The 21207-nt window shown below is 71.7% G+C and carries 17 protein-coding genes; 16 read left to right on the top strand and 1 reads right to left on the bottom strand.

Translation table 11 applies throughout. The features are described 5' to 3' along the window. Window positions 1-218 precede the first annotated feature (218 nt). Entirely contained in the window at window positions 219-1529 is a 1311-nt protein-coding gene (locus tag LG943_RS15565; RefSeq protein ID WP_270073014.1) for a delta-60 repeat domain-containing protein, read from the bottom strand. A gap of 532 nt (window positions 1530-2061) precedes the next feature. Here LG943_RS15565 and LG943_RS15570 point away from each other — a divergent pair. The 16 genes from LG943_RS15570 (at window position 2062) to nuoN (ending at window position 21183) form a co-directional block, all read left to right on the top strand. Next, on the top strand, window positions 2062-2772 hold the full coding sequence (locus tag LG943_RS15570) for a demethylmenaquinone methyltransferase (protein WP_270073015.1): 711 nt from the start codon (window positions 2062-2064) through the stop codon (window positions 2770-2772). Window positions 2773-3770: 998 nt separating this feature from the next. Continuing rightward, entirely contained in the window at window positions 3771-5081 is a 1311-nt protein-coding gene (locus LG943_RS15575) for a geranylgeranyl reductase family protein (protein ID WP_270073016.1), read from the top strand. A 157-nt stretch (window positions 5082-5238) separates the two neighbouring features. Next, complete coding sequence (locus tag LG943_RS15580) at window positions 5239-5598, top strand: NADH-quinone oxidoreductase subunit A (protein ID WP_179767766.1); 360 nt, start codon at window positions 5239-5241, stop codon at window positions 5596-5598. 88 nt (window positions 5599-5686) lie between these two features. Continuing rightward, entirely contained in the window at window positions 5687-6262 is a 576-nt protein-coding gene (locus LG943_RS15585) for a NuoB/complex I 20 kDa subunit family protein (protein ID WP_270073017.1), read from the top strand. A 53-nt stretch (window positions 6263-6315) separates the two neighbouring features. Then, a complete protein-coding gene (locus tag LG943_RS15590; protein ID WP_270073094.1) occupies window positions 6316-7035 on the top strand; it encodes an NADH-quinone oxidoreductase subunit C in 720 nt (239 codons plus the stop codon). Then, window positions 7032-8330: an NADH-quinone oxidoreductase subunit D gene (locus LG943_RS15595; protein ID WP_270073018.1), complete on the top strand. Its 1299-nt coding sequence runs from the start codon at window positions 7032-7034 to the stop codon at window positions 8328-8330. The genes LG943_RS15590 and LG943_RS15595 overlap by 4 nt, the downstream gene beginning before the upstream one ends. Then, on the top strand, window positions 8327-9043 hold the full coding sequence (gene nuoE / locus LG943_RS15600) for an NADH-quinone oxidoreductase subunit NuoE (protein ID WP_270073019.1): 717 nt from the start codon (window positions 8327-8329) through the stop codon (window positions 9041-9043). The genes LG943_RS15595 and nuoE overlap by 4 nt, the downstream gene beginning before the upstream one ends. Further along, the gene (gene nuoF, locus LG943_RS15605; protein WP_270073020.1) at window positions 9040-10371 is read left to right on the top strand and encodes an NADH-quinone oxidoreductase subunit NuoF; all 1332 of its coding nucleotides are present in this window, start codon (window positions 9040-9042) and stop codon (window positions 10369-10371) included. Before nuoE ends, nuoF begins: the two co-directional genes overlap by 4 nt. Next, a complete protein-coding gene (locus LG943_RS15610; RefSeq protein ID WP_270073021.1) occupies window positions 10368-12875 on the top strand; it encodes an NADH-quinone oxidoreductase subunit G in 2508 nt (835 codons plus the stop codon). The genes nuoF and LG943_RS15610 overlap by 4 nt, the downstream gene beginning before the upstream one ends. Beyond that, window positions 12875-14215 carry an NADH-quinone oxidoreductase subunit NuoH gene (gene nuoH / locus LG943_RS15615; RefSeq protein WP_270073022.1) on the top strand — a complete coding sequence of 447 codons (1341 nt, stop codon included), beginning with the start codon at window positions 12875-12877 and terminating at the stop codon, window positions 14213-14215. The genes LG943_RS15610 and nuoH overlap by 1 nt, the downstream gene beginning before the upstream one ends. Further along, a complete protein-coding gene (gene nuoI / locus LG943_RS15620; RefSeq protein WP_270073023.1) occupies window positions 14208-14762 on the top strand; it encodes an NADH-quinone oxidoreductase subunit NuoI in 555 nt (184 codons plus the stop codon). Before nuoH ends, nuoI begins: the two co-directional genes overlap by 8 nt. Next, a complete protein-coding gene (locus LG943_RS15625) occupies window positions 14762-15721 on the top strand; it encodes an NADH-quinone oxidoreductase subunit J (RefSeq protein ID WP_270073024.1) in 960 nt (319 codons plus the stop codon). Before nuoI ends, LG943_RS15625 begins: the two co-directional genes overlap by 1 nt. After that, window positions 15709-16008, top strand: coding sequence for an NADH-quinone oxidoreductase subunit NuoK (nuoK, locus tag LG943_RS15630; protein ID WP_179767756.1), 300 nt, complete (start codon window positions 15709-15711; stop codon window positions 16006-16008). Before LG943_RS15625 ends, nuoK begins: the two co-directional genes overlap by 13 nt. Window positions 16009-16022: 14 nt before the next feature. Further along, window positions 16023-17978, top strand: coding sequence for an NADH-quinone oxidoreductase subunit L (gene nuoL, locus LG943_RS15635; protein ID WP_270073025.1), 1956 nt, complete (start codon window positions 16023-16025; stop codon window positions 17976-17978). After that, a complete protein-coding gene (locus tag LG943_RS15640; RefSeq protein ID WP_270073026.1) occupies window positions 17978-19540 on the top strand; it encodes an NADH-quinone oxidoreductase subunit M in 1563 nt (520 codons plus the stop codon). The genes nuoL and LG943_RS15640 overlap by 1 nt, the downstream gene beginning before the upstream one ends. After that, window positions 19537-21183: an NADH-quinone oxidoreductase subunit NuoN gene (gene nuoN, locus LG943_RS15645; RefSeq protein WP_270073027.1), complete on the top strand. Its 1647-nt coding sequence runs from the start codon at window positions 19537-19539 to the stop codon at window positions 21181-21183. Before LG943_RS15640 ends, nuoN begins: the two co-directional genes overlap by 4 nt. Window positions 21184-21207 lie beyond the last annotated feature (24 nt).

Raw genomic sequence — 21207 nt, forward strand, 5'->3', positions numbered from 1 at the left:
AGGATCGCGCCCGCGGCCTAGCCGCGCTCCGGAGGGTTCGCATGCACGCGACGCAGCCACCGCACAACCGGTCGCACCGGTACGTGAACGCAATCACAAGCGGGTCCCCCCCCCCCCCCCCCCCCCCCCCGGCCCGGGCCCCCCCCCCCCCCCCCCGGGCGGGCCCCCCCGGGGGTCGCCCCCCCCCCGCCGGGGCGCCGCCCGGACCCTGACCCGGGTCACTCCAGCGGGAACATGCCGATCCGGCCCTTGTACTCGCCGCCCAGGCGGGTGGTGTCGCTGCCGACGTACAGGCCGTCGGCGGTCGCCAGCAGCGCCTCGGCCCCGTGGCCCCGCTCGCGGCCGGGGTTCCAGGGCAGGGCCTTGCCGGTGCGCGGGTCGATCGCCCCGATGCCCTCGCGTGCGACGGAACCGGGACCGGGGTGGTGGTCGCCGTGGGGGTTGTCCATCCACCGCTGGTGGCCGCCCACGTACACCGCCGCGCCGGTGACCGCCACCGAGTACACCGCGTCACCGCCCGTGTGGTTCACCCACGTCGGCCGGGCACCCGCCGGGCCGCTGGTCTCCCAGCGGGCCACGGTCTTGCACAGGCCGTCCTTCTTGTCGGGGCCGCCCGCCGTGGCCACCGCGAAGTAGGACCCGTCCGGCGCGAAGTCGATCTGGCGCAGGTAGGTGTGCATGTGCTCGAAGTCGCAAGGCTTGCTGTACTCCTCCGTGGACCAGTTGCTCAGCCGCGCCGGGTTGGAGCCGGTGTCGATCATGGCGATCTGGTAGCGACGCTTGCCCTCGACCTTGGTGAAGTTGCCCGCGATGACCAGCCGGTCGCCGTCCGGGCTGACGGCCAGCTCCTCCACCCGCAGGTCGCCGCGCCGGGACTCGGCGATGGTGATGTCCAGCGCCTTGTCGAGCTTGCCGGTGTCGGCGTCGAACCGCGCGACACCGGTGCGCTCGGTGCCGTCGACGGAGGTGAACGAGCCGCCCGCGTAGAGCTGCCCGCCGTTCACGGCCAGGCGGTACACCGACCCGTTCTCGATCCCGGCGGAGAAGCCGTCCACCGGCTCGCCGTCGGCGGTCGACACCAGCGCGATGCCCCGGTGCAACTCACCGCTCACGCGGTCGAACCGGCCGCCGATGAACACGGTGTCGCCGGGGCCGGGGACCACGCTCGTGATCGTGCCGTTGACGTCGGGCCGGAAGTCGGAGCTGATCTCGCCGGTGCCCGGCTCGAAGGCGAAGATGCGGTCGCGGTCCAGGGTGGTGCTGCCTTCGGGGTCGGACACCTCGGTGAAGTCGCCGGCGGCGACGATGAGGCCGCCCGCCTCGGCGATGGTGGTGACCGAGCCGTCGAGCACGTGCGGGGTCCAGTTGACCGGATTCTCGCTGACCACCCCGCTGTGCCGGGCACCCGCGTAGGCGGGCGGCGCCACCGCGACGGCCGAGGCCGAGGCGAGGGCGAGGCCGCTCAGCGCGGCCGCCAGCGCGAACGGAAGGCGCGGACGGGGTGAATGGTCGGTACGGACGGTGGCCACGGGCTGCCTCCAGGTCGACGTAGAGCCGGTGTCAAGGCGCGCCACCGAGCACCCGGCCGCAGGAGGCACGGGCACGAACCACCGCGCCGCCGTTGAGCCGGGCGGCCGGGGAGCGCGATCTTGCGATCACACAGAGTAACGTTTTAGGGGGTTCTGAGTTACCGAAAAGCCGATGTGGGCACGGGCGTGTCGCAGATACGGTCAACCGAGTGGGAGCCGAACCGGCCCACCCTCTTCCGTAGCCGGACCGAGCGGGATAGAAGTAAACGAAAACCCGCCATGGGCGGGGCAACACCGCAGGTGCTTCAGGGTGCTCCCCGCGCATGCGGGGATGGTCCCTCCAGCTCCAGCGCGAACCTCTTGGAGATGTCGTGCTCCCCGCGCATGCGGGGATGGTCCCGTGGTTGCGCACAAGTGCCTCAACCGCCTGCGGTGCTCCCCGCGCATGCGTGGATGGGGAGTTTTGGAACTGGGGAGCGGCGGACCGTCATGCCGTGTCCGGCTTTGGGGCGGGCGGGCCTAAAGTGGACGCATGACCCGCGCTGAGCTTGACAAGCGGCCTGCTGACGTCGCGACCATGTTCGACTCCATCGCCGACCGCTACGACCTCGCCAACGACGTCCTCTCCTTGGGACAGGACCGGCTGTGGCGGCGTGCCACCGTGCGGGCGGTCGAGGCGTACAGCGGGGAACTGGTCCTCGATCTCGCCGCCGGTACGGGCACCTCCTCGGAGTCCTTCACGGGCAAGGGCGCGCGGGTCATCGCGTGCGACTTCTCCCAGGGCATGCTGCGCGTGGGCGCCGAGCGGCGGGGCGGGGCCTCCCGGCGCGGGGTCACCTTCGTGGCCGGCGACGCCCTGGCGCTGCCCTTCAACGACGAGACCTTCGACGCCGTCACCATCTCCTTCGGCCTGCGCAACGTCCACGACGTCGACCAGGCGCTGCGCGAGCTGCACCGCGTCACCAAGGTCGGCGGCCGCGTGGTGATCTGCGAGTTCAGCCACATCCCCTTCGGCGCGCTCGACAAGGTCTACTCCACCTACCTCATGGGCGCGCTGCCGCGCGTGGCCCGGCTGATCACCTCCGACTCGGCGGCCTACGAGTACCTGTCGGAGTCGATCATTGACTGGCCCGACCAGCCGGCGCTGGCCGCCCACATGCAGGAGGCGGGCTGGAAGCGCGTCGCCTGGCGCAACCTCACCTTCGGTGTCGTCGCCCTCCACCGGGGTTTCCGCGCCCAGTAGCGACCGGGACGGCCTGAGGGGCTGACGTCCCGACCCGATCGCTCTCCTCCGCTCTCTGCTGATTCCTGCTGACCGTGCCGCCGCCCGCTTCGCTCCGGCGCACGGGTGTTTGGCGTGCCTTCGTGCCTTCCAGCCTTCCGCGCGCGGATCTCCTCGGCCCTACCACATGGCGCGGTGTGCTCGGGACGGTAGTGGTCTGTCCGGAACCTTGGCTTCGGGTGGACCGAAACCCCGCCACCTGCAATTCCCATTTTCCTGGTGGAAATTCAGGATTCCGTTCCGGATTGTTATCGCGCGCTCCTCCGCGCCTTTTCCGCGCCTCTTCCGCCACCCCTGGTGCGCGCCGTCCAGCCGGCTTCCGTTCCCTCCCCGCCCGGTCCCCTCCTCGCCTGCGCGCGGCCTTCCGGCGATCGGCGGGCCGCCTTCCCGACCCCGGTCTCCGCCTCCCCGCTTCCGGCGGAGACGGTCGGCCGTGCTCCCTCGATCGCCCGCGCCGACGGATCGGCACTCCCTGACCTGCGGCGTCGCTGCGATCCTCGCCGCTCCCACGCGCCCCGGGTCGTTCCACCCCGCTGCTCCGCGCCGCCGCCCCCGCGTTTCCGGCCCGCCGACCGACGCGTCCAGGATCCCGCATCGCGGAATACTCTCATTTGTCGCGATAACCCATAAATCAGGCAAGGAACCGGCAAATCAATTTAGGTTTGCCTAACTTTACCAACAAATTGACTCGGCGTCCCGTTTGTCGCCGAAAACGCCTCAAGGCGATGAATGCACCCCTGGGGGTCGCTCCGCGAACCGGAAAGGTCTAGACTGCGAACCGAGCATCCTTGTGAAGGACTTCACAAGCGTACGAGTCGCAGATAACAGCACATCAGCCACCGAACAGCCACCCGCCCACCACCGGAGCACCCCGCAGCACCGCAGTCCGCCCGCACAAGCGCCGACACCGGGCGCACCCCCGAGCGCCACGCCGCGCACCGCACGTCAAGGACCAACTCGTGAGCGAGACAGCACCCGCCCTCCAGTCTGTCCCGGGCCGCCGCACCGCCGGTGAGTCCGCCGACGTCATCGTCGTCGGCGCCGGACCCTCCGGGTCCACCGTCGCCTACTACCTGGCGCAGGCCGGACTGGACGTCCTCCTCCTGGAGAAGACCGCCTTCCCCCGCGAGAAGGTCTGCGGCGACGGCCTCACCCCCCGCGCGGTCAAGCAGCTCACCGCCATGGGCGTCTCCCTCGACGACAAGGCGTGGATCCGCAACCACGGCCTGCGCATCATCGGCGGCGGCGTCCGCATCGAGCTGCCCTGGCCCGAACTCGGCGAGTTCCCCGACTTCGGCCTGGTCCGCACCCGCCACGACTTCGACCAGATCCTGGCCGAGCGCGCCGTCTCCGCCGGCGCCCGCCTGCTCCAGCGCACCAACGTCACCGGCCCGGTCGTCGACCCCCGCAGCAACCGCATCGTCGGCGTCAACGCCAAGGACCCCGACGGCGAGCCGGTCACCTACCGCGCCCCCCTGGTCGTCGCCGCCGACGGCAACTCCTCCCGGCTGTCGGTCGCCATGGGCATCCGCAAGCGCGACGACCGCCCGATGGGCGTCGCCGTGCGCACCTACTTCACCAGCCCCCGCCACGACGACGACTACCTGGAGTCCTGGCTGGAGCTGTGGGACCGCAGCGACGGCCGCGACGTCCTGCTGCCCGGCTACGGCTGGGTCTTCGGCGTCGGCGACGGCACCAGCAACATCGGCCTGGGCATCCTCAACTCCACGGCGTCCTTCCGCGAGGTCGACTACCGCGCCCTGCTGCGCCGCTGGACCGACAGCATGCCTGCCGAGTGGGGCTTCACCCAGGACAACCAGCAGGGGCCCATCCGCGGCGCCGCCCTCCCCATGGGCTTCAACCGCACGCCGCACTACACCCGCGGCCTGCTGCTGGTCGGCGACGCCGGAGGCATGATCAACCCCTTCAACGGCGAGGGCATCGCCTACGCCATGGAGGCCGGCCACATCGCCGCCGACGTCATCGTGCAGGCCCACGCCCGGCCCACCCAGCAGACCCGCGAGCGGACCCTGCTGCGCTACCCGCGGATCCTCTCCGAGACCTACGGCGGCTACTACACGCTGGGCCGCTACTTCGTGAAGATGCTCGGCCAGCCGGAGTTCATGAAGTACGCCACCAAGTACGGCCTGCCCCAGCGCACCCTCATGCGGTTCACGCTGAAGATGCTGGCCAACCTGACCGAGCCCACCCGCGGCGACGCCATGGACCGCGTCATCAACGGGCTGAGCAGGATCGCGCCCGCGGCCTAGCCGCGCTCCGGAGGGTTCGCATGCACGCGACGCAGCCACCGCACAACCGGTCGCACCGGTACGTGAACGCAATCACAAGCGGGACCCGCCCGCCCCGCCCGCACGCCAGGCCGCGGCGCCCGACCGCCGCGCCGATTCTTGAGGGGAACGGCTAGCCATGGAGCTGTACGCACCGATCTTCGTCCTCGCCGCGATCGGCGCCGCGTTCGTCGTCGTCTCGATGGTCGTGGGCTCCATCGCCGGACCCAAGCGCTACAACCGCGCCAAGCTCCAGGCATACGAGTGCGGCATCGAACCCACCCCGCAGCCCGCGGGCGGCGGCCGGTTCACGATCAAGTACTACCTCACGGCGATGCTCTTCATCGTCTTCGACATCGAGATCATCTTCCTCTACCCCTGGGCGGTCCACTTCGACGAACTCGGGGTCTTCGGCCTGATCGCGATGGTCCTGTTCCTGGTGAACGTGTCGATCGCCTACGCCTACGAGTGGCGCCGCGGCGGCCTGGAGTGGGAGTGAGCGCCACCACCGACGCCGCCGGCGCCCCGGGCGCCCGAGCAACCCGGAAACCGCAAACCCAGCAACCGCAGGAAAGGGGGTTCGCCGGATGGGGATCGAGGAGAAGCTGCCCAGCGGAATCCTGCTGACGACCGTCGAGCAGATCGCCGGCCTGGTGCGCAAGAGTTCCATGTGGCCGGCCACGTTCGGCCTGGCGTGCTGCGCCATCGAGATGATGTCGGCGGGCGGACCGCACTACGACATCGCCAGGTACGGCATGGAGAAGTTCGGCGCCACGCCGCGCCAGGCCGACCTGATGATCGTCGCGGGCCGGGTGAGCCAGAAGATGGCCCCCGTCCTGCGCCAGATCTACGACCAGATGCCCGAGCCCAAGTGGGTCATCGCCATGGGCGTCTGCGCCTCCAGCGGCGGCATGTTCAACAACTACGCCATCGTGCAGGGCGTCGACCACATCGTGCCGGTCGACATGTACCTGCCCGGCTGCCCGCCGCGCCCGGAGATGCTGTTCGACGCGGTCCTCAAGCTGCACGACAAGGTGCAGAACACCAAGCTCGGCGCGCACCGCAGGCGCGAGATCGAGGAAGAGGAGGAGCGCAAGCTGCGCCGCCAGCTCCCCTACCCGGTCTACGCCGCCACCGAGCACAGCGAGGGGGTGGGCCGGTGAGCCTCAACGGCAACGGGTCGGCCCCCGCTCCCGGCGAGGAGGGCGAGGAGCGCGTGGACGAGAACCTGCCCGCGCGCGCCGGCCGCGAACGGCTCAACGCCGACATCGACCGCTCGGGCATGTTCGGCGCCAAGACCACCGGCGACACCTCCGGCTACGGCCGGCTGCTGGTGCGCCGCCAGCCGCCGCTGGCCTCCGAGCGGCCCTACACCCACCCCGACGACCCGCGCACCTCGTCCTTCGACGCGGTCGCCGACGCGCTGGAGCGGGCGCTGGGCAAGTCGCCGGTCGCCTACGGCCAGGCCGTGGAGCGCGTGGTGGTCGACCGCGGCGAGATCACCTTCCACGTGCGCCGCGAGCACCTGGTCGAGGTCGCCCGCCGCCTGCGCGACGACCCCGACCTGCGGTTCGAGCTGTGCCTGGGCGTGACCGGCGTGCACTACCCGCACGACACCGGCCGCGAGCTGCACGCCGTCTACCTGATGCGCTCCATCACGCACAACACCGAGATCCGCGTCGAGACGTCCTGCCCCGACGCCGACCCCCACATCCCCTCGATCGTGGCGGTCTACCCCACCAACGACTGGCACGAGCGCGAGGCGTGGGACTTCTTCGGCATCGTCTTCGACGGCCACCCCGCCCTGACCCGCATCGAGATGCCCGACGACTGGCACGGCCACCCCCAGCGCAAGGACTACCCGCTGGGCGGCATCCCGGTGGAGTACCGGGGCGCCACCATCCCGCCGCCCGACGAGCGGAGGTCTTACCAATGACGAACGTCACCGAGGACTACATCGACGCCTCCGGCGGCGACTGGGACGAGGTCATCGCCGCCGCGCAGGCCAGCAGCGCCGAGCGCCTGGTGGTCAACATGGGCCCCCAGCACCCCTCCACCCACGGCGTGCTGCGGCTCATCCTCACCCTCGACGGCGAGACCTGCACCGAGGCCCGCGTCGGCATCGGCTACCTGCACACCGGCATCGAGAAGAACATGGAGTACCGGACGTGGACGCAGGGCACCACGTTCGTGACCCGCATGGACTACCTCACGCCGATCTTCAACGAGACGGCGTACTGCCTGTCGGTGGAGAAGCTGCTGGGGATCACCGACCGCATCCCCGAGCGGGCCAACGTCATCCGGGTGCTCATGATGGAACTGAACCGGATGTCGTCGCACTTCGTGGCCATGGCGACCTTCGGCATGGAGCTGGGCGCCACCACGATCATGACCAACGGGTTCCGTGAGCGCGAGCTGGTGCTGGACATCTTCGAGCTGGTCACCGGCCTGCGGATGAACCACGCCTACATCCGCCCCGGCGGTGTGGCCCAGGACCTGCCGCCCGAGGCCGAGGGCAAGATCCGCGAACTCCTCAAGGAGATGCCCAAGCGCGTCACCATCATGCGCAAGATGCTCGACGCCAACCCGCTGTACCTGGCCCGCACCCGCGACGTCGCCCACCTCGACCTGGCCGGCTGCATGGCGCTGGGCGTGACCGGCCCGCTGCTGCGCGCCTCCGGCCTGGCCTGGGACCTGCGCAAGGCCAAGCCCTACTGCGGCTACGAGAACTACGAGTTCGACATCCCCGTGGCCGAGGCCGGCGACGTCTACGCCCGCTACCGGGTGCGCCTGGCCGAGATCGAGCAGAGCCTGCGCATCATCGAGCAGTGCCTGGACCGGCTGCGCCCCGGCCCGGTCATGATCGACGACGCCAAGATCGGCTGGCCCGCCAAGCTGGAGCTGGGCGCCGACGGCCTGGGCAACTCCCCCGAGCACATCGCCCACATCATGGGCGGGTCCATGGAGGCCCTGATCCACCACTTCAAGCTGGTCACCGAGGGCTTCCGGGTCCCCGCCGGCCAGGCCTACGCCGCGGTCGAGAGCGCCAAGGGCGAACTCGGCAGCCACGTGGTCAGCGACGGCGGCACCCGCCCCTACCGCGTGCACTTCCGCGACCCCTCGTTCACCCACCTCCAGTCGGTGGCCGCCATGTGCGAGGGCGGCACCGTGGCCGACGTGATCGCCGCGGTCGCCAGTATCGACCCCGTGATGGGAGGGGTGGACAGGTGAGCACCACGTTCCCCGAAGACGTCCGCGCGCGCCTGGAGGTCGACGCCAAGGAGATCATCGGCCGCTACCCGCGCCAGCGCTCGGCGCTGCTGCCGCTGCTGCACCTGGTGCAGGCCGAGGAGGGCTACGTCAGCGCCGCCGGGATCCGGTTCTGCGCCGACCAGCTCGGGCTGACGACCGCCGAGGTCACCGCCGTGGCGACCTTCTACACCATGTACAAGCGCCGGCCCACCGGCGACTACCACGTCGGGGTGTGCACCAACACGCTGTGCGCGGTGATGGGCGGCGACGAGATCTTCGCCGCCCTCAAGGAGCACCTGGGCGTGGGCAACGACGAGGCCACCGAGGACGGCCGCGTCTCGGTGGAGCACATCGAGTGCAACGCCGCCTGCGACTTCGCGCCGGTCGTGATGGTCAACTGGGAGTTCTTCGACAACCAGACCCCCGAGTCCGCCCGCCGACTGGTCGACGACCTGCGGCTGGGCAAGGACGTCCGGCCCACCCGCGGCCCCGACCGGCTGTGCACCTGGAAGGAGGCCAGCCGGATCCTCGCCGGGTTCGGCGACGGCCGCGGCACCGAGGGCGTGCAGGCCGGCGGCCCCTCCCTGGAGGGCCTGCGGCTGGCCCGCGAGCGCGGCTGGGCCGCGCCCGACCCCGCCGCCACCCGCACCGCCCCCGCCGAGGGCGACGGCGACGAAGGGAGCGCGAAGTGACCACCCTGACCCCCGTGCTGTCGGCCAACTGGGACCGCGCCGACTCCTTCACCCTGGAGGGCTACCGGGCCACCGGCGGCTACCAGGCGCTGCGCACCGCCCTGGGCATGGCCCCCGACACCCTGGTCGACCTGGTCAAGGCGTCGGGCCTGCGCGGCCGCGGCGGCGCCGGGTTCCCCACCGGGATGAAGTGGGGCTTCCTGCCCAAGGACAACCCCAACCCGCGCTACCTGGTGGTCAACGCCGACGAGTCCGAGCCGGGCACCTGCAAGGACGTCCCGCTGCTGCTGGCCAACCCGCACGTCCTGGTCGAGGGCGTGATCATCTCGGCCTACGCCATCCGCAGCTCCCAGGCGTTCATCTACGTGCGCGGCGAGGTGCTGCACGTCATCCGCCGGCTGCGGCACGCGGTCGAGGAGGCGCGCGCCGCCGGCCTGATCGGCACCGACATCCTCGGCAGCGGGTTCGACCTCGACGTGGTCGTGCACGCCGGCGCCGGCGCCTACATCTGCGGCGAGGAGACCGCGCTGCTGGACTCCCTGGAGGGCTACCGGGGCCAGCCCCGGCTCAAGCCGCCGTTCCCCGCCGTGGCCGGGCTCTACGCCTCGCCCACGGTGGTCAACAACGTGGAGTCCATCGCCAGCGTCCCCGCGATCGTCGCCAACGGCGCCGAGTGGTTCACCGCCATGGGCACCGAGAAGTCCGCCGGCTTCGGGTTCTTCTCGCTGTCGGGCCACGTCACCCGGCCCGGCCAGTACGAGGCGCCGCTGGGCATCACCCTGCGCGAACTCCTCGACATGGCCGGCGGGATCCGCGCCGGCCACCGGCTGAAGTTCTGGACGCCGGGCGGGTCCTCCACCCCGATCTTCACCGAGGAGCACCTCGACACCCCGCTGGACTTCGAGTCCGTGGGCGCCGCCGGGTCCATGCTGGGCACCCGGGCGCTCCAGATCTTCGACGAGACCACCTGCGTGGTGCGGGCCGTGGGCCGCTGGATCGAGTTCTACGCCCACGAGTCCTGCGGCAAGTGCACACCCTGCCGCGAGGGCAACTACTGGATGGTGCAGGTCCTGGACCGGCTGGAGCACGGGCAGGGCACCGAGGCCGACCTCGACAAGCTGCTGGACATCTGCGACAACCTGCTGGGCCGCTCCTTCTGCGCGCTCGGCGACGGCGCCGCCAGCCCGGTCATGTCCTCCATCAAGCACTTCCGCCAGGAGTACATCGACCACGTCGCCCAGGGCGGGTGCCCGTTCGACCACCGCAAGTCGACGGTGTGGGCCGACCGCGCCCCCGCCGGCGCCCAGGCAGGAGAGGAGGAGCGGTGACCGTCACGACCAACAGCACCGCGGGCGGCGCACCGGCCGTCCCGCCCGAGGACCTCGTCACCGTCACCATCGACGGCTTCCAGATCCAGGTCCCCAAGGGCACCCTGGTCATCCGGGCCGCCGAGCTGCTGGGCATCCAGATCCCGCGCTTCTGCGACCACCCGCTGCTGGACCCGGTGGGCGCCTGCCGCCAGTGCCTGGTCGAGATCCCCGACGCCGGCAACGGCCGCCCCATGCCCAAGCCGCAGGCGTCCTGCACGATCACCGTCATGGAGGGCATGGTCGTCAAGACCCAGCTCACCTCGGCGGTGGCCGAGAAGGCCCAGCGCGGGATCATGGAGTTCCTGCTGATCAACCACCCGCTGGACTGCCCGGTCTGCGACAAGGGCGGCGAGTGCCCCCTCCAGAACCAGGCGATGTCCAACGGGCAGGGCGAGACCCGGTTCGTCGACGTCAAGCGCACCTTCCCCAAGCCGGTGCCGCTGTCGACCCAGGTCCTGCTGGACCGCGAGCGCTGCATCCAGTGCGCCCGCTGCACCCGGTTCTCCGCCCAGATCGCCGGCGACCCCTTCATCGAACTGCTGGAGCGCGGCGCCTCCGAGCAGGTCGGGATCGCCGAGGGCGAGCCGTTCCAGTCCTACTTCTCCGGCAACACCGTGCAGATCTGCCCGGTGGGCGCCCTCACCGGCGCCGCCTACCGGTTCCGCTCCCGCCCCTTCGACCTGGTCAGCACGCCCAGTGTGTGCGAGCACTGCGCCTCGGGCTGCGCCCAGCGCACCGACCACCGGCGCGGCACGGTCATGCGGCGGCTGGCCGGCGACGACCCCGAGGTCAACGAGGAGTGGAACTGCGACAAGGGCCGGTGGGCGTTCAAGTACGCCACCCAGCCCGACCGCATTACCCGCCCGCTGGTGCGCGACGAGGAGACCCGCGCGCTGGAGGTCGCCTCCTGGCCCGAGGCGGTGTCCACCGCCGCCGCCGGCCTGGCCCGCGCCCGCGACCGCGGCGGCCGGGTCGGGGTGATCACCGGCGGGCGCCTCACCCTTGAGGACTCCTACGCCTACGCCAAGTTCGCCCGGCTGGCGCTGCGCACCAACAGCGTCGACATGCGCGCCCGCCCGCACTCCGACGAGGAGGCCGACTTCCTGGCCGCCCGGGTCGCCGGCACCGGCCTGGGCGTCACCTACGCCGACATCGACGCCGCCCCGGCGGTGCTGCTGGCCGGGTTCGACCCCGAGGACGAGTCGCCGGTGGTGTTCCTGCGGCTGCGCAAGGCGCACCGCAAGAACCGGCTGCGGGTCTTCTCGGTGGCCTCCCACGCCGCGCGCGGCCTGGACAAGACCGGCGGCACGCTGATCCCCGCCGCGCCCGGCGACGAGTCCCGGGTGCTGGACGCCGTCAGCGACCTGGCGCCCGAAGCCGTCGAGGCGCTGCGCGAGCGCGGCGCCCTCATCCTCGCCGGCGAGCGGCTGGCCCAGGTGCCCGGCGCGCTGTCGTCGGTGGCCCGCCTGGCCGACCGCACCGGCGCCCGCCTGGCCTGGATCCCGCGCCGGGCCGGGGAGCGCGGCGCGATCGAGGCGGGCGCGCTGCCCAACCTGCTGCCCGGCGGGCGGCCGGTCTCCGACGCCACCGCCCGCGCCGAGGTCGCCCGCGCCTGGGGCGTGGCCGCGCTGCCCGAGCGCGAGGGGCGGGGCACCGCCGAGATCCTCGCGGCGGCGGCCGAGGGCGAACTGGAGGCGCTGCTGATCGCCGGCGTCGAGCTGGCCGACCTGCCCGACCCCGAACTGGCCCGCGCCGCCCTGGCGCGGGTGCCGTTCGTGGTCAGCGTCGAGATGCGCGCCGGCGACATCACCGACCGCGCCGACGTGGTGCTGCCGGTGGCCGCCGTCGCCGAGAAGAGCGGCACGTTCCTCGACTGGGAGGGCCGCCCGCGCCCCTTCGGCACCGCGCTGAAGAAGCCGGGCCTGCTGTCGGACCTGCGGGTGCTGGCCGCGCTCGCCGACGAGATGGACGTCCACCTGGGCCTGCCCGACGACGCCGCCGCGCGCGCCGAGCTGGAGTCCCTGGGCGCCTGGACCGGCGAGCGGGTCCCCGACCCGCTGAGCCGCCCCGCGCCGCTGCCCGAGCCGGGCCGCGGCGAGGCGCTGCTGTCCACCTGGCGCCAGTTGCTGGGCCGCGGACCCATGCAGGACGGCGAGCCCTACCTGGCCGGCACCGCGCGCCCGGCCGTGGCGCGGGTCTCGGCCGCCACCGCCGCCGAGATCGGCCTGGCCGACGGCGGGCGGCTGCGCGTCACCGGCCCGCTGGGCGCGGTGAGCGTACCGGCGCTGGTGGTGCCCATGCCCGACCGCGTGGTGTGGCTGCCGGCCAACGCCCGCGACTGCGACGTCCGCCGCGACCTGGGCGCCGACGCCGGCGCGGTGGTGCGCCTGGAGGCCGACCGGGGCGCGGGCTTCGAGGTCGAAGCCCGGCCGACCGCGACGAGTGCTGGGAGCGACCAGTGATGACCCTCGCCCAAGGCGCCGAGCCCGGGCTCGGCGCGTTCGGCACCGACCCCTGGTGGATCACCCTCATCAAGGCGCTGGTGATCTTCGTCTTCCTGATGGTCTGCGTGCTGATGATGATCATGGCCGACCGCAAGGTCATGGGCCGCATGCAGCAGCGCCACGGCCCCAACCGGTTCGGCCCGCTGGGCCTGCTCCAGTCCCTGGCCGACGGCGTGAAGCTGTCGCTGAAGGAGGACGTGATCCCGCGCGGGGTGGACCGGGTGGTCTACATCGCCGCGCCGATGATCGCGGCGGTCCCGGCGTTCATCGCCTTCTCGGTGATCCCGGTGGGGCCCGAGGTCACCATGTTCGGGGTCCAGACCCCGCTCCAGCTCACCGACCTGCCGATCGCCGCGCTGGTGGTGCTGGCCACCGCCGCCATCGGCGTCTACGGGATCGTGCTGGGCGGCTGGGCCTCCCAGTCGCCCTACGCGCTGCTGGGCGGGCTGCGGGCCTCGGCCCAGGTCATCAGCTACGAGATCGCCATGGGCCTGTCGTTCGTGGCGGTGTTCATGTACTCGGGGACGCTGACCACCTCGGGGATCGTGGAGGCGCAGCGGCCGCTGTGGTTCGCGGTGATCCTGCTGCCGTCCTTCCTCATCTACCTGGTCACCATGATCGGCGAGACCAACCGGCTGCCGTTCGACCTGGCCGAGGGCGAGGGCGAGATCGTCGGCGGGTTCATGACCGAGTACGGCTCGATGAAGTTCACCATGTTCTTCCTCGCCGAGTACGTGAACATGGTGACCGTCGCCGCGGTGTCGGTGACCTTCTTCCTCGGCGGCTGGCTCGCGCCCCCGCCCATCACGTCGTTCTGGGCGGGCGCCAACGAGGGCTACTGGCCCATCCTGTGGTGGCTGGTGAAGTTCCTCGCCGTGATGTTCCTGTTCATCTGGGTGCGGGGCTCCCTGCCGCGCATCCGCTACGACCAGCTCATGCAGCTCGGCTGGAAGATCCTCATCCCGGTGCAGCTCGTGTGGATCACCGCGGTGGCCGTGGTGCGGATCCTCCTCAACGAGGGGGCGCCCATCGGCGCGGTCGCGGCCGTGGTCGCGGGCTTCGCGCTGGTGGTGGTCGCGGCCGTCTACGGCTTCGCCCGCTCGGCGCGGCGCCGGCGCGCCGCCGAGGCCGCCGAGCGCCAGGAGGAGCTGCGGCTCATGCGCGACGACCCCGCCTACGGAGGCTTCCCGGTGCCACCGCAGAACGCACCCCACTACGGCAGCAGCGTGCCGGCCGAGGGACCCCGCTCCGGTGCGCGGGTCCCCCACGACAAGCGTGAGGAGGTTACCGGTGCTTGACTGGCTCAACCCCGTCAAGGGGTTCGGCGTCACCTTCCACACCATGTTCAAGAAGGTGCCGACCGTCAACTACCCCGAGGAGGTGCGGCCGACCGCGCCGCGCTTCCACGGCCGCCACCAGCTCAACCGCTGGCCCGACGGGCTGGAGAAGTGCATCGGCTGCGAGCTGTGCGCCTGGGCCTGCCCGGCCGACGCGATCTACGTGGAGGGCGGCGACAACACCGAGGACTCCCGGTTCTCGCCCGGCGAGCGCTACGGCCGCGTCTACCAAATCAACTACCTGCGGTGCATCCTGTGCGGCCTGTGCGTGGAGGCGTGCCCCACCCGGGCGCTCACCATGACCAACGAGTACGAGATCGCCGACGACGAGCGCGAGAGCCTGATCTGGACCAAGGAGCAGCTCCTGGCCCCGCTGCTGGAGGGCATGGAGGCGCCGCCGCACCCCATGCGCCTGGGCGAGACCGAGGAGGACTACTACCGCCAGGGCCCCGCCTTCGCCAGGTCCGCCCCGGGCGGCACCGGCGCCGACGGTAAGGCGGACCGGTGATGCGGGGCGCGTTCGCGGCCGCCGCGGCGGCCCCCATCGGCGGCCTGGAGACCACCGCCTTCTACGTCATCGGCGCCGTGGTGGTCCTCGCCGCCATCGGCGTGGTCTTCAGCCGCAAGGCGGTCCACTCGGCCGTGCTCATGGCCACGGTCATGCTCGGCCTGGCCGTGTTCTACGGCATGAACCAGGCGCCGTTCCTGATGGTCGTGCAGATCGTCGTCTACACCGGCGCGGTCCTCATGCTGTTCCTGTTCGTGCTGATGCTGGTCGGCGTCAGCTCGGCGGACTCCCTGGTGGAGACCCTGCGCGGGCAGCGCCTGCTCACCGCCGTGGTGGCGGCGTGCTTCCTGGGCGCGCTCGCGCTGGGCCTGACCCGCATCACCGCCGGCGACCCCGCCGGGCTGGGCGCGGGCACCGCCGCCGCCGGGGGCAGCGTCCCCTGGATCGCCGGCGAGGTCATCTACCGCTACATCATCGCCTTCGAGGCCACCGGCGCGCTGCTGATCACCGCCGTGCTGGGCGCCCTGGTGCTGGCGCACGTCACCCGCATCAAGAAGCGCCGCAGCCAGCGGGAGATGGCCCGCGACCGCGTCCGCGGCGACCACCCCACCCCGCTGCCCGGCCCCGGCACCTACGCCCGGCACAACGCCATCGACATGCCGGCGCTGCTGCCCGACGGCTCGGTGTCGGAGCTGTCGCTCAACCCGGTCCTCACCGCTCGCGACCCCGCCCTCCAGTCGGAGGTCCCCCGCGACATCCGGCCGGGGGTCATCCCCCAGCCCGGCGGCGCCTCGGACTCCGCCTGGTCCAAGGAGGGCCACGCCGCCGGCGAGCGCGACCCCGAGGCGGTCGGCTCCGCCGGGGAGCCCGGCGCCGGCGGCGCGGAGGACGGCGACGACGACCGACGCGGCAACGGCGACGCCAACGGACAGGAGGCCGAGCGCTCATGGACCCGATGAACTACATCGTGCTCGCCGCGATCGTGTTCACGATCGGCGCCGTGGGGGTGCTGGTACGGCGCAACGCCATCATCGTGTTCATGTGCGTGGAGCTGATGCTCAACGCCTGCAACCTGGCGTTCGTCGCCTTCGCCCGGATGCTCGGCGACATCGAGGGCCAGGTCATCGCGTTCTTCGTGATGATCGTGGCCGCGGCCGAGGTCGTGGTGGGCCTGGCGATCATCATGCAGATCTTTAGGACCCGCAGGTCGGCGTCGCTGGACGACGCCAACCTGCTCAAGCACTAGAAGGCGACGTGGCTGTGTCTGAACTAACCCTCGCCGCCGAGCAGCACGCGCACGCCGTCACCACCGAGGCCAGCGGGGCGGTCCTGGAGAACTCCTGGCTGCTGATCGCGCTTCCGCTGGTGGGCGCCGCGATCCTGCTGCTGGGCGGGCGCCGGACCAACTCCTGGGGCCACTGGCTCGCGGTGGCGCTGCCGCTCGCGAGCTTCGGGTGGGCCGTGGCGGCGCTGCTGCACATGCTGGGCGCCCCGCCCGAGGAGCGCAGCTACGCGGTCCCGGTCTACACCTGGTTCTCCGTCGGCGGGTTCGACGCCGAGGTGAGCCTGCTGCTGGACCCGCTGTCCATCAGCTTCGCGCTGCTGATCACCGGCGTCGGCTCGCTGATCCACATCTACTCGGTGGGCTACATGGCCCACGACGACCGGCGCCGCCGGTTCTTCGCCTACCTGAACCTGTTCGTGGCGGCGATGCTGGTCCTGGTCCTCGCCGACAACTACGCCCTGCTGTTCCTGGGCTGGGAGGGCGTGGGCCTGGCGTCCTACCTGCTGATCGGCTTCTGGCAGCACAAGGACTCCGCGGCGGTCGCCGCCAAGAAGGCGTTCCTGGTCAACCGCGTCGGCGACATGGGCCTGCTCATCGCGATCATGCTCATGTTCACCACGTTCGGCACGGTCGCCTTCCACGACGTGTTCGGGGCGGCCGGCGAGGCCGGGCAGGGGCTGATGACCGCCATCGGCCTGCTGCTGCTCCTGGGCGCCTGCGGCAAGTCGGCCCAGTTGCCGCTCCAGTCCTGGCTGCTGGACGCCATGGAGGGCCCCACGCCGGTCTCGGCGCTGATCCACGCGGCCACCATGGTCACCGCCGGCGTCTACCTGATCGTGCGCTCGGGCGCGGTGTTCGAGGCCGCGCCCGCCGCCCAGCTCACCGTCGCGATCGTGGGCGCGGCCACACTGCTGGCCGGCGCCATCATCGGGTGCGCCAAGGACGACATCAAGAAGGCACTGGCCGGCTCCACCATGAGCCAGATCGGCTACATGACCATGGCCGCCGGGCTGGGGCCCATCGGCTACGCCGCCGCCATCGCCCACCTGATCACCCACGGCTTCTTCAAGGCCGGGCTGTTCCTGGGCGCCGGCTCGGTCATGCACGGCATGAACGACGAGGTCGACATGCGCCGCTACGGCGGCCTGCGCGGCGCCATGCCCGTCACCTTCGCCACCTTCGGCCTGGGCTACCTCGCCATCATCGGGTTCCCGCTGCTGTCGGGGTGGTGGACCAAGGAGGGCATCATCGCCGCGGCCTTCGAGAGCGGTGGCGCCGCCGGCATGGTCTTCGGCGCGGCGGCGCTGCTGGGCGCCGGGCTGACCGCGTTCTACATGACCCGCGTCATGATCATGACGTTCTTCGGCAAGCGCCGCTGGGCCGACGACGCCCACCCCCACGAGTCGCCGGCGTCGATGACGGTGCCGATGATCGTGCTGGCGGTGGGCTCGGTGGCGCTGGGCGCCGCCCTGGTGTTCGGCTACCGGTTCGCGGCGTTCCTGGAGCCCGCCATCGGCGCGCCCGAGCACCACCACGCGTTCAGCATGGCCACCATGCTCACCAGTTGGCCGAGCCTGGCCGCGCTGGGCCTGATGGTCTTGGGCGTGGCCACCGCCTGGTTCATGTACGGCCGGCGGGAGGTGGCGCGCACCGCGCCGCGCGCGGGCCTGGTCACCGCCGCCGCGCGCAACGAGCTGTACGGAAACGCCATCAACGAGGGGCTGCTGATGCGGCCCGGCCAACAGGTCGCCCGTGCGCTGGCGGCCTTCGACACGTCGGTGGTCGACGGCCTGGTCAACGGGATCGGCACGAGCGTGCGCGACAGCTCGCGCGGGCTGCGCGGCGCGCAGACCGGGTTCGCCCGCACCTACGCGCTGACGATGCTGTTCGGCGCCGCCATCGTCGTCGCAACGCTGGCTGTGAGGATCTGATGACCGACATCCCCTGGCTCACCCTCGCCATCGCGCTGCCCGCCCTGGGCGGCCTCGCGGTGGCCCTGCTGCCGCGCGAGCGCGTCCTGGCCGCCAAGTGGACGGCCCTGGGCGTCAGCGGGGCCGTCCTGGTGCTGGTCGCGGTGATGGCCGCGCGGTTCGCCCCCACCGGCGGCGAGCGCCTCCAGTTCGCCGAGGTCTACCCGTGGATCCCCCGGTTCGGGGTGAACTACGCGGTGGGGGTCGACGGCATCGCGCTGGTGCTGATCCTGATGTCGGCGGTGCTGGTGCCGCTGGTCGTGCTCGCGGCCTGGCACGAGAACGACGACGCCGACGACCGCGGCAAGGGCTACTTCGCGCTCATCCTGGTCCTCGAGGCGATGATGATCGGGGTCTTCGCGGCCACCGACGTCTTCCTGTTCTACGTGTTCTTCGAGGCCATGCTGATCCCGGTCTACTTCATGATCGGGCGCTACGGGCGCGGCCCCCAGCGCCGCGCGGCCGCGGTGAAGTTCCTGCTCTACAGCCTCCTGGGCGGCCTGCTGATGCTGGTCGCGGTGATCGGGGTCTACGTCTACGGCGGCACGTTCCTGTGGAGCGAGCTGGTGGGCCCCGGCGGCGCGCTCGCCGGAGTCGACACCACCGCGGCGCGCTGGCTGTTCCTCGGCTTCTTCGTGGCCTTCGCGATCAAGGCGCCGATGTGGCCGGTGCACACCTGGCTGCCCACGGCGGCCGGGGCGTCGCGGCCGGGCACCGCCGTGCTGCTGGTGGGCGTGCTGGACAAGGTCGGCACCTACGGCATGCTGCGCTACTGCCTGGAGATGTTCCCCGAGGCGTCGCGCTGGTTCGTGTGGCCGGTCGTGGTGCTCAGCCTGGTCAGCATCGTCTACGGCGCCGTCCTGGCCATCGCGCAGAGCGACATGATGCGGCTGATCGCCTACACCTCGGTGTCGCACTTCGGGTTCATCACCCTGGGCATCTTCGCGATGACCTCCCAGGGGCAGTCGGGCGCGGCGCTGTACATGGTCAACCACGGGTTCGCCACCGGCGCGCTGTTCCTGGTCGTCGGGTTCCTCATCGCCCGCCGGGAGTCCTCGGCGATCGGCGACTACCGGGGCGTGCAGAAGAGCGCGCCGGTGCTGGCCGGGGTGTTCCTGGTCGCCGGCCTCGCCGGGCTGGCGCTGCCCGGGCTCTCGCCGTTCGTCAGCGAGTTCCTGGTCTTCATCGGCACCTACGCGTTCCACCCGGTGCCCGCGATCATCGCCTCGGTGGGCGTGGTCCTGGCCGCGCTCTACATCCTGTGGATGTACCAGCGCACCATGACCGGCCCGGCGCCCGAGGGGTCCGCGCGGCTGCGCGACCTCTCCCGCCGCGAGACCTGGGCCGTGGCACCGCTGATCGCACTGCTGATCATCTTCGGCGTGTACCCGCAGCCGCTGCTGGACGCCATCAACCCGGCGGTCGAGGCGACCATGCGGCAGGTCGATGTCACCGACCCCGCACCGGCGCTCGGCGACGCCGACACCACCGCGAGCGGGCAGGAAGAAGGGGACCACGAGTGAGTACACCGTTGCTCGTGACGGCGGCGCCGACCATCACGGAGAACCCGCCGCAGATCGACTACTGGCTGCTGTCGCCGATGCTGGTGGTGTTCGGCGCCGCCGTCATCGGCGTGCTGGTCGAGGCGTTCGTGCCCGCCGCGCGGCGCCGGGCCGTCCAGCTCGGCCTGGCACTGGCGGCGGTGGCCGCCGCCTTCGTGCTGAGCATCCTCATCGTGGGCGCGCTGCCCGCCGACGGCCCCGGCGAGACCCTGGCCTTCGGCAGCGTCGCGGTGGACCGGGTCTCGGTCTTCCTCCAGGGCTCGGTGCTGGTGCTCGGGTTCGTCAGCCTGCTGCTGATCGCGGAGAACCGCCGGGGCGAGAGCGCGTTCGCCGCGCAGGCCGCGGCGGTGCCCGGCAGCGAGGAGGAGCGCGAGCACGTGATGGCGGGCTCCCAGCACACCGAGGTCTACCCGCTGGTGCTGTTCGCGCTGCTGGGCATGCAGCTCTTCCCGGCGGCCAACGACTTCCTCACCATGTTCGTCGCGCTGGAGGTCATGAGCCTGCCGCTGTACCTGCTGTGCGGGCTGGCCCGGCGGCGCCGGCTGTTCTCCCAGGAGGCGGCCGTCAAGTACTTCCTGCTGGGCGCGTTCTCCTCGGCGTTCTTCCTGTTCGGCATCGCCATGGTCTACGGCTACGCGGGGTCGGTGAACTTCGCCGAGGTCGCGGCGGCGGTGCGCGAGGGCGGCGGCCCGCTGTTCGCCGACGGCGGAGGCCGGCCGCTGCTGCTGCTCGGCATCGGCCTGATCGCGGTGGGCCTGCTGTTCAAGGTCGGCGCGGTGCCCTTCCACAACTGGAAGCCCGACGTCTACCAGGGCGCGCCCACCCCCATCACGGCGCTGATGGCCTCCTGCACCCTGGTGGCCGCCTTCGGCGCGCTGCTGCGGGTGTTCTACGTGCCCTTCGGCGGCTCGGCCGCCGACTGGGCGCCGATGCTGTGGGTGGTGGCGATCCTGACCATGGTGCTGGCCGCCGTGGTCGCGGTGACCCAGCGCGACATCAAGCGGCTGCTGGCCTACTCCTCGGTGGTGCACGCCGGGTTCGTGCTGACGGCGGTGGTGGCCGCCAGCCCCGAGGGCCTGGCCGGGGCCATGTTCTACCTCGCCGCCTACGGGTTCACCACCATCGGGGCGTTCGCCGTGGTCACCCTGGTGCGCACGCACGAGAACGGCCCCGAGGCCGGGGAGCTGTCGCAGTGGGCCGGGCTGGGGCGCACCTCGCCGCTGCTGGCGGGCGCGCTCGCGCTGTTCCTCCTCGCCTTCGCCGGGATCCCGCTGACCAGCGGGTTCATCGGCAAGTTCGCGGTGTTCGAGGCGGCCATGGCGGCGGGCGCGGCCCCGCTCGTGGTGGTGGGCGTGCTCAGCAGCGCGGTGACGGCGTTCTTCTACGTGCGGATCATCGTGCTGATGTTCTTCGCCGACCCGGCCGAGACCGGCCCCACGGTGGTGCGCGCGGGGCTGTTCACCGGTTCGGCCATCGCGATCGGCGTCGCCGCGACGTTCCTGCTCGGCGTCTACCCGACTCCGGTGCTGGACCACCTGCTGCCCCAGCCGGGCACTGAACAGGGGGAGTCGCTGGTGGCCACGGCCGAGGGCTCCGCAGGGTAGCCGCCGCGACCCGGTGGGTGGCTT

Origin of the sequence: Streptomonospora mangrovi (genome assembly GCF_027604915.1) — a bacterium.
GTDB lineage: Bacteria > Actinomycetota > Actinomycetes > Streptosporangiales > Streptosporangiaceae > Streptomonospora > Streptomonospora mangrovi.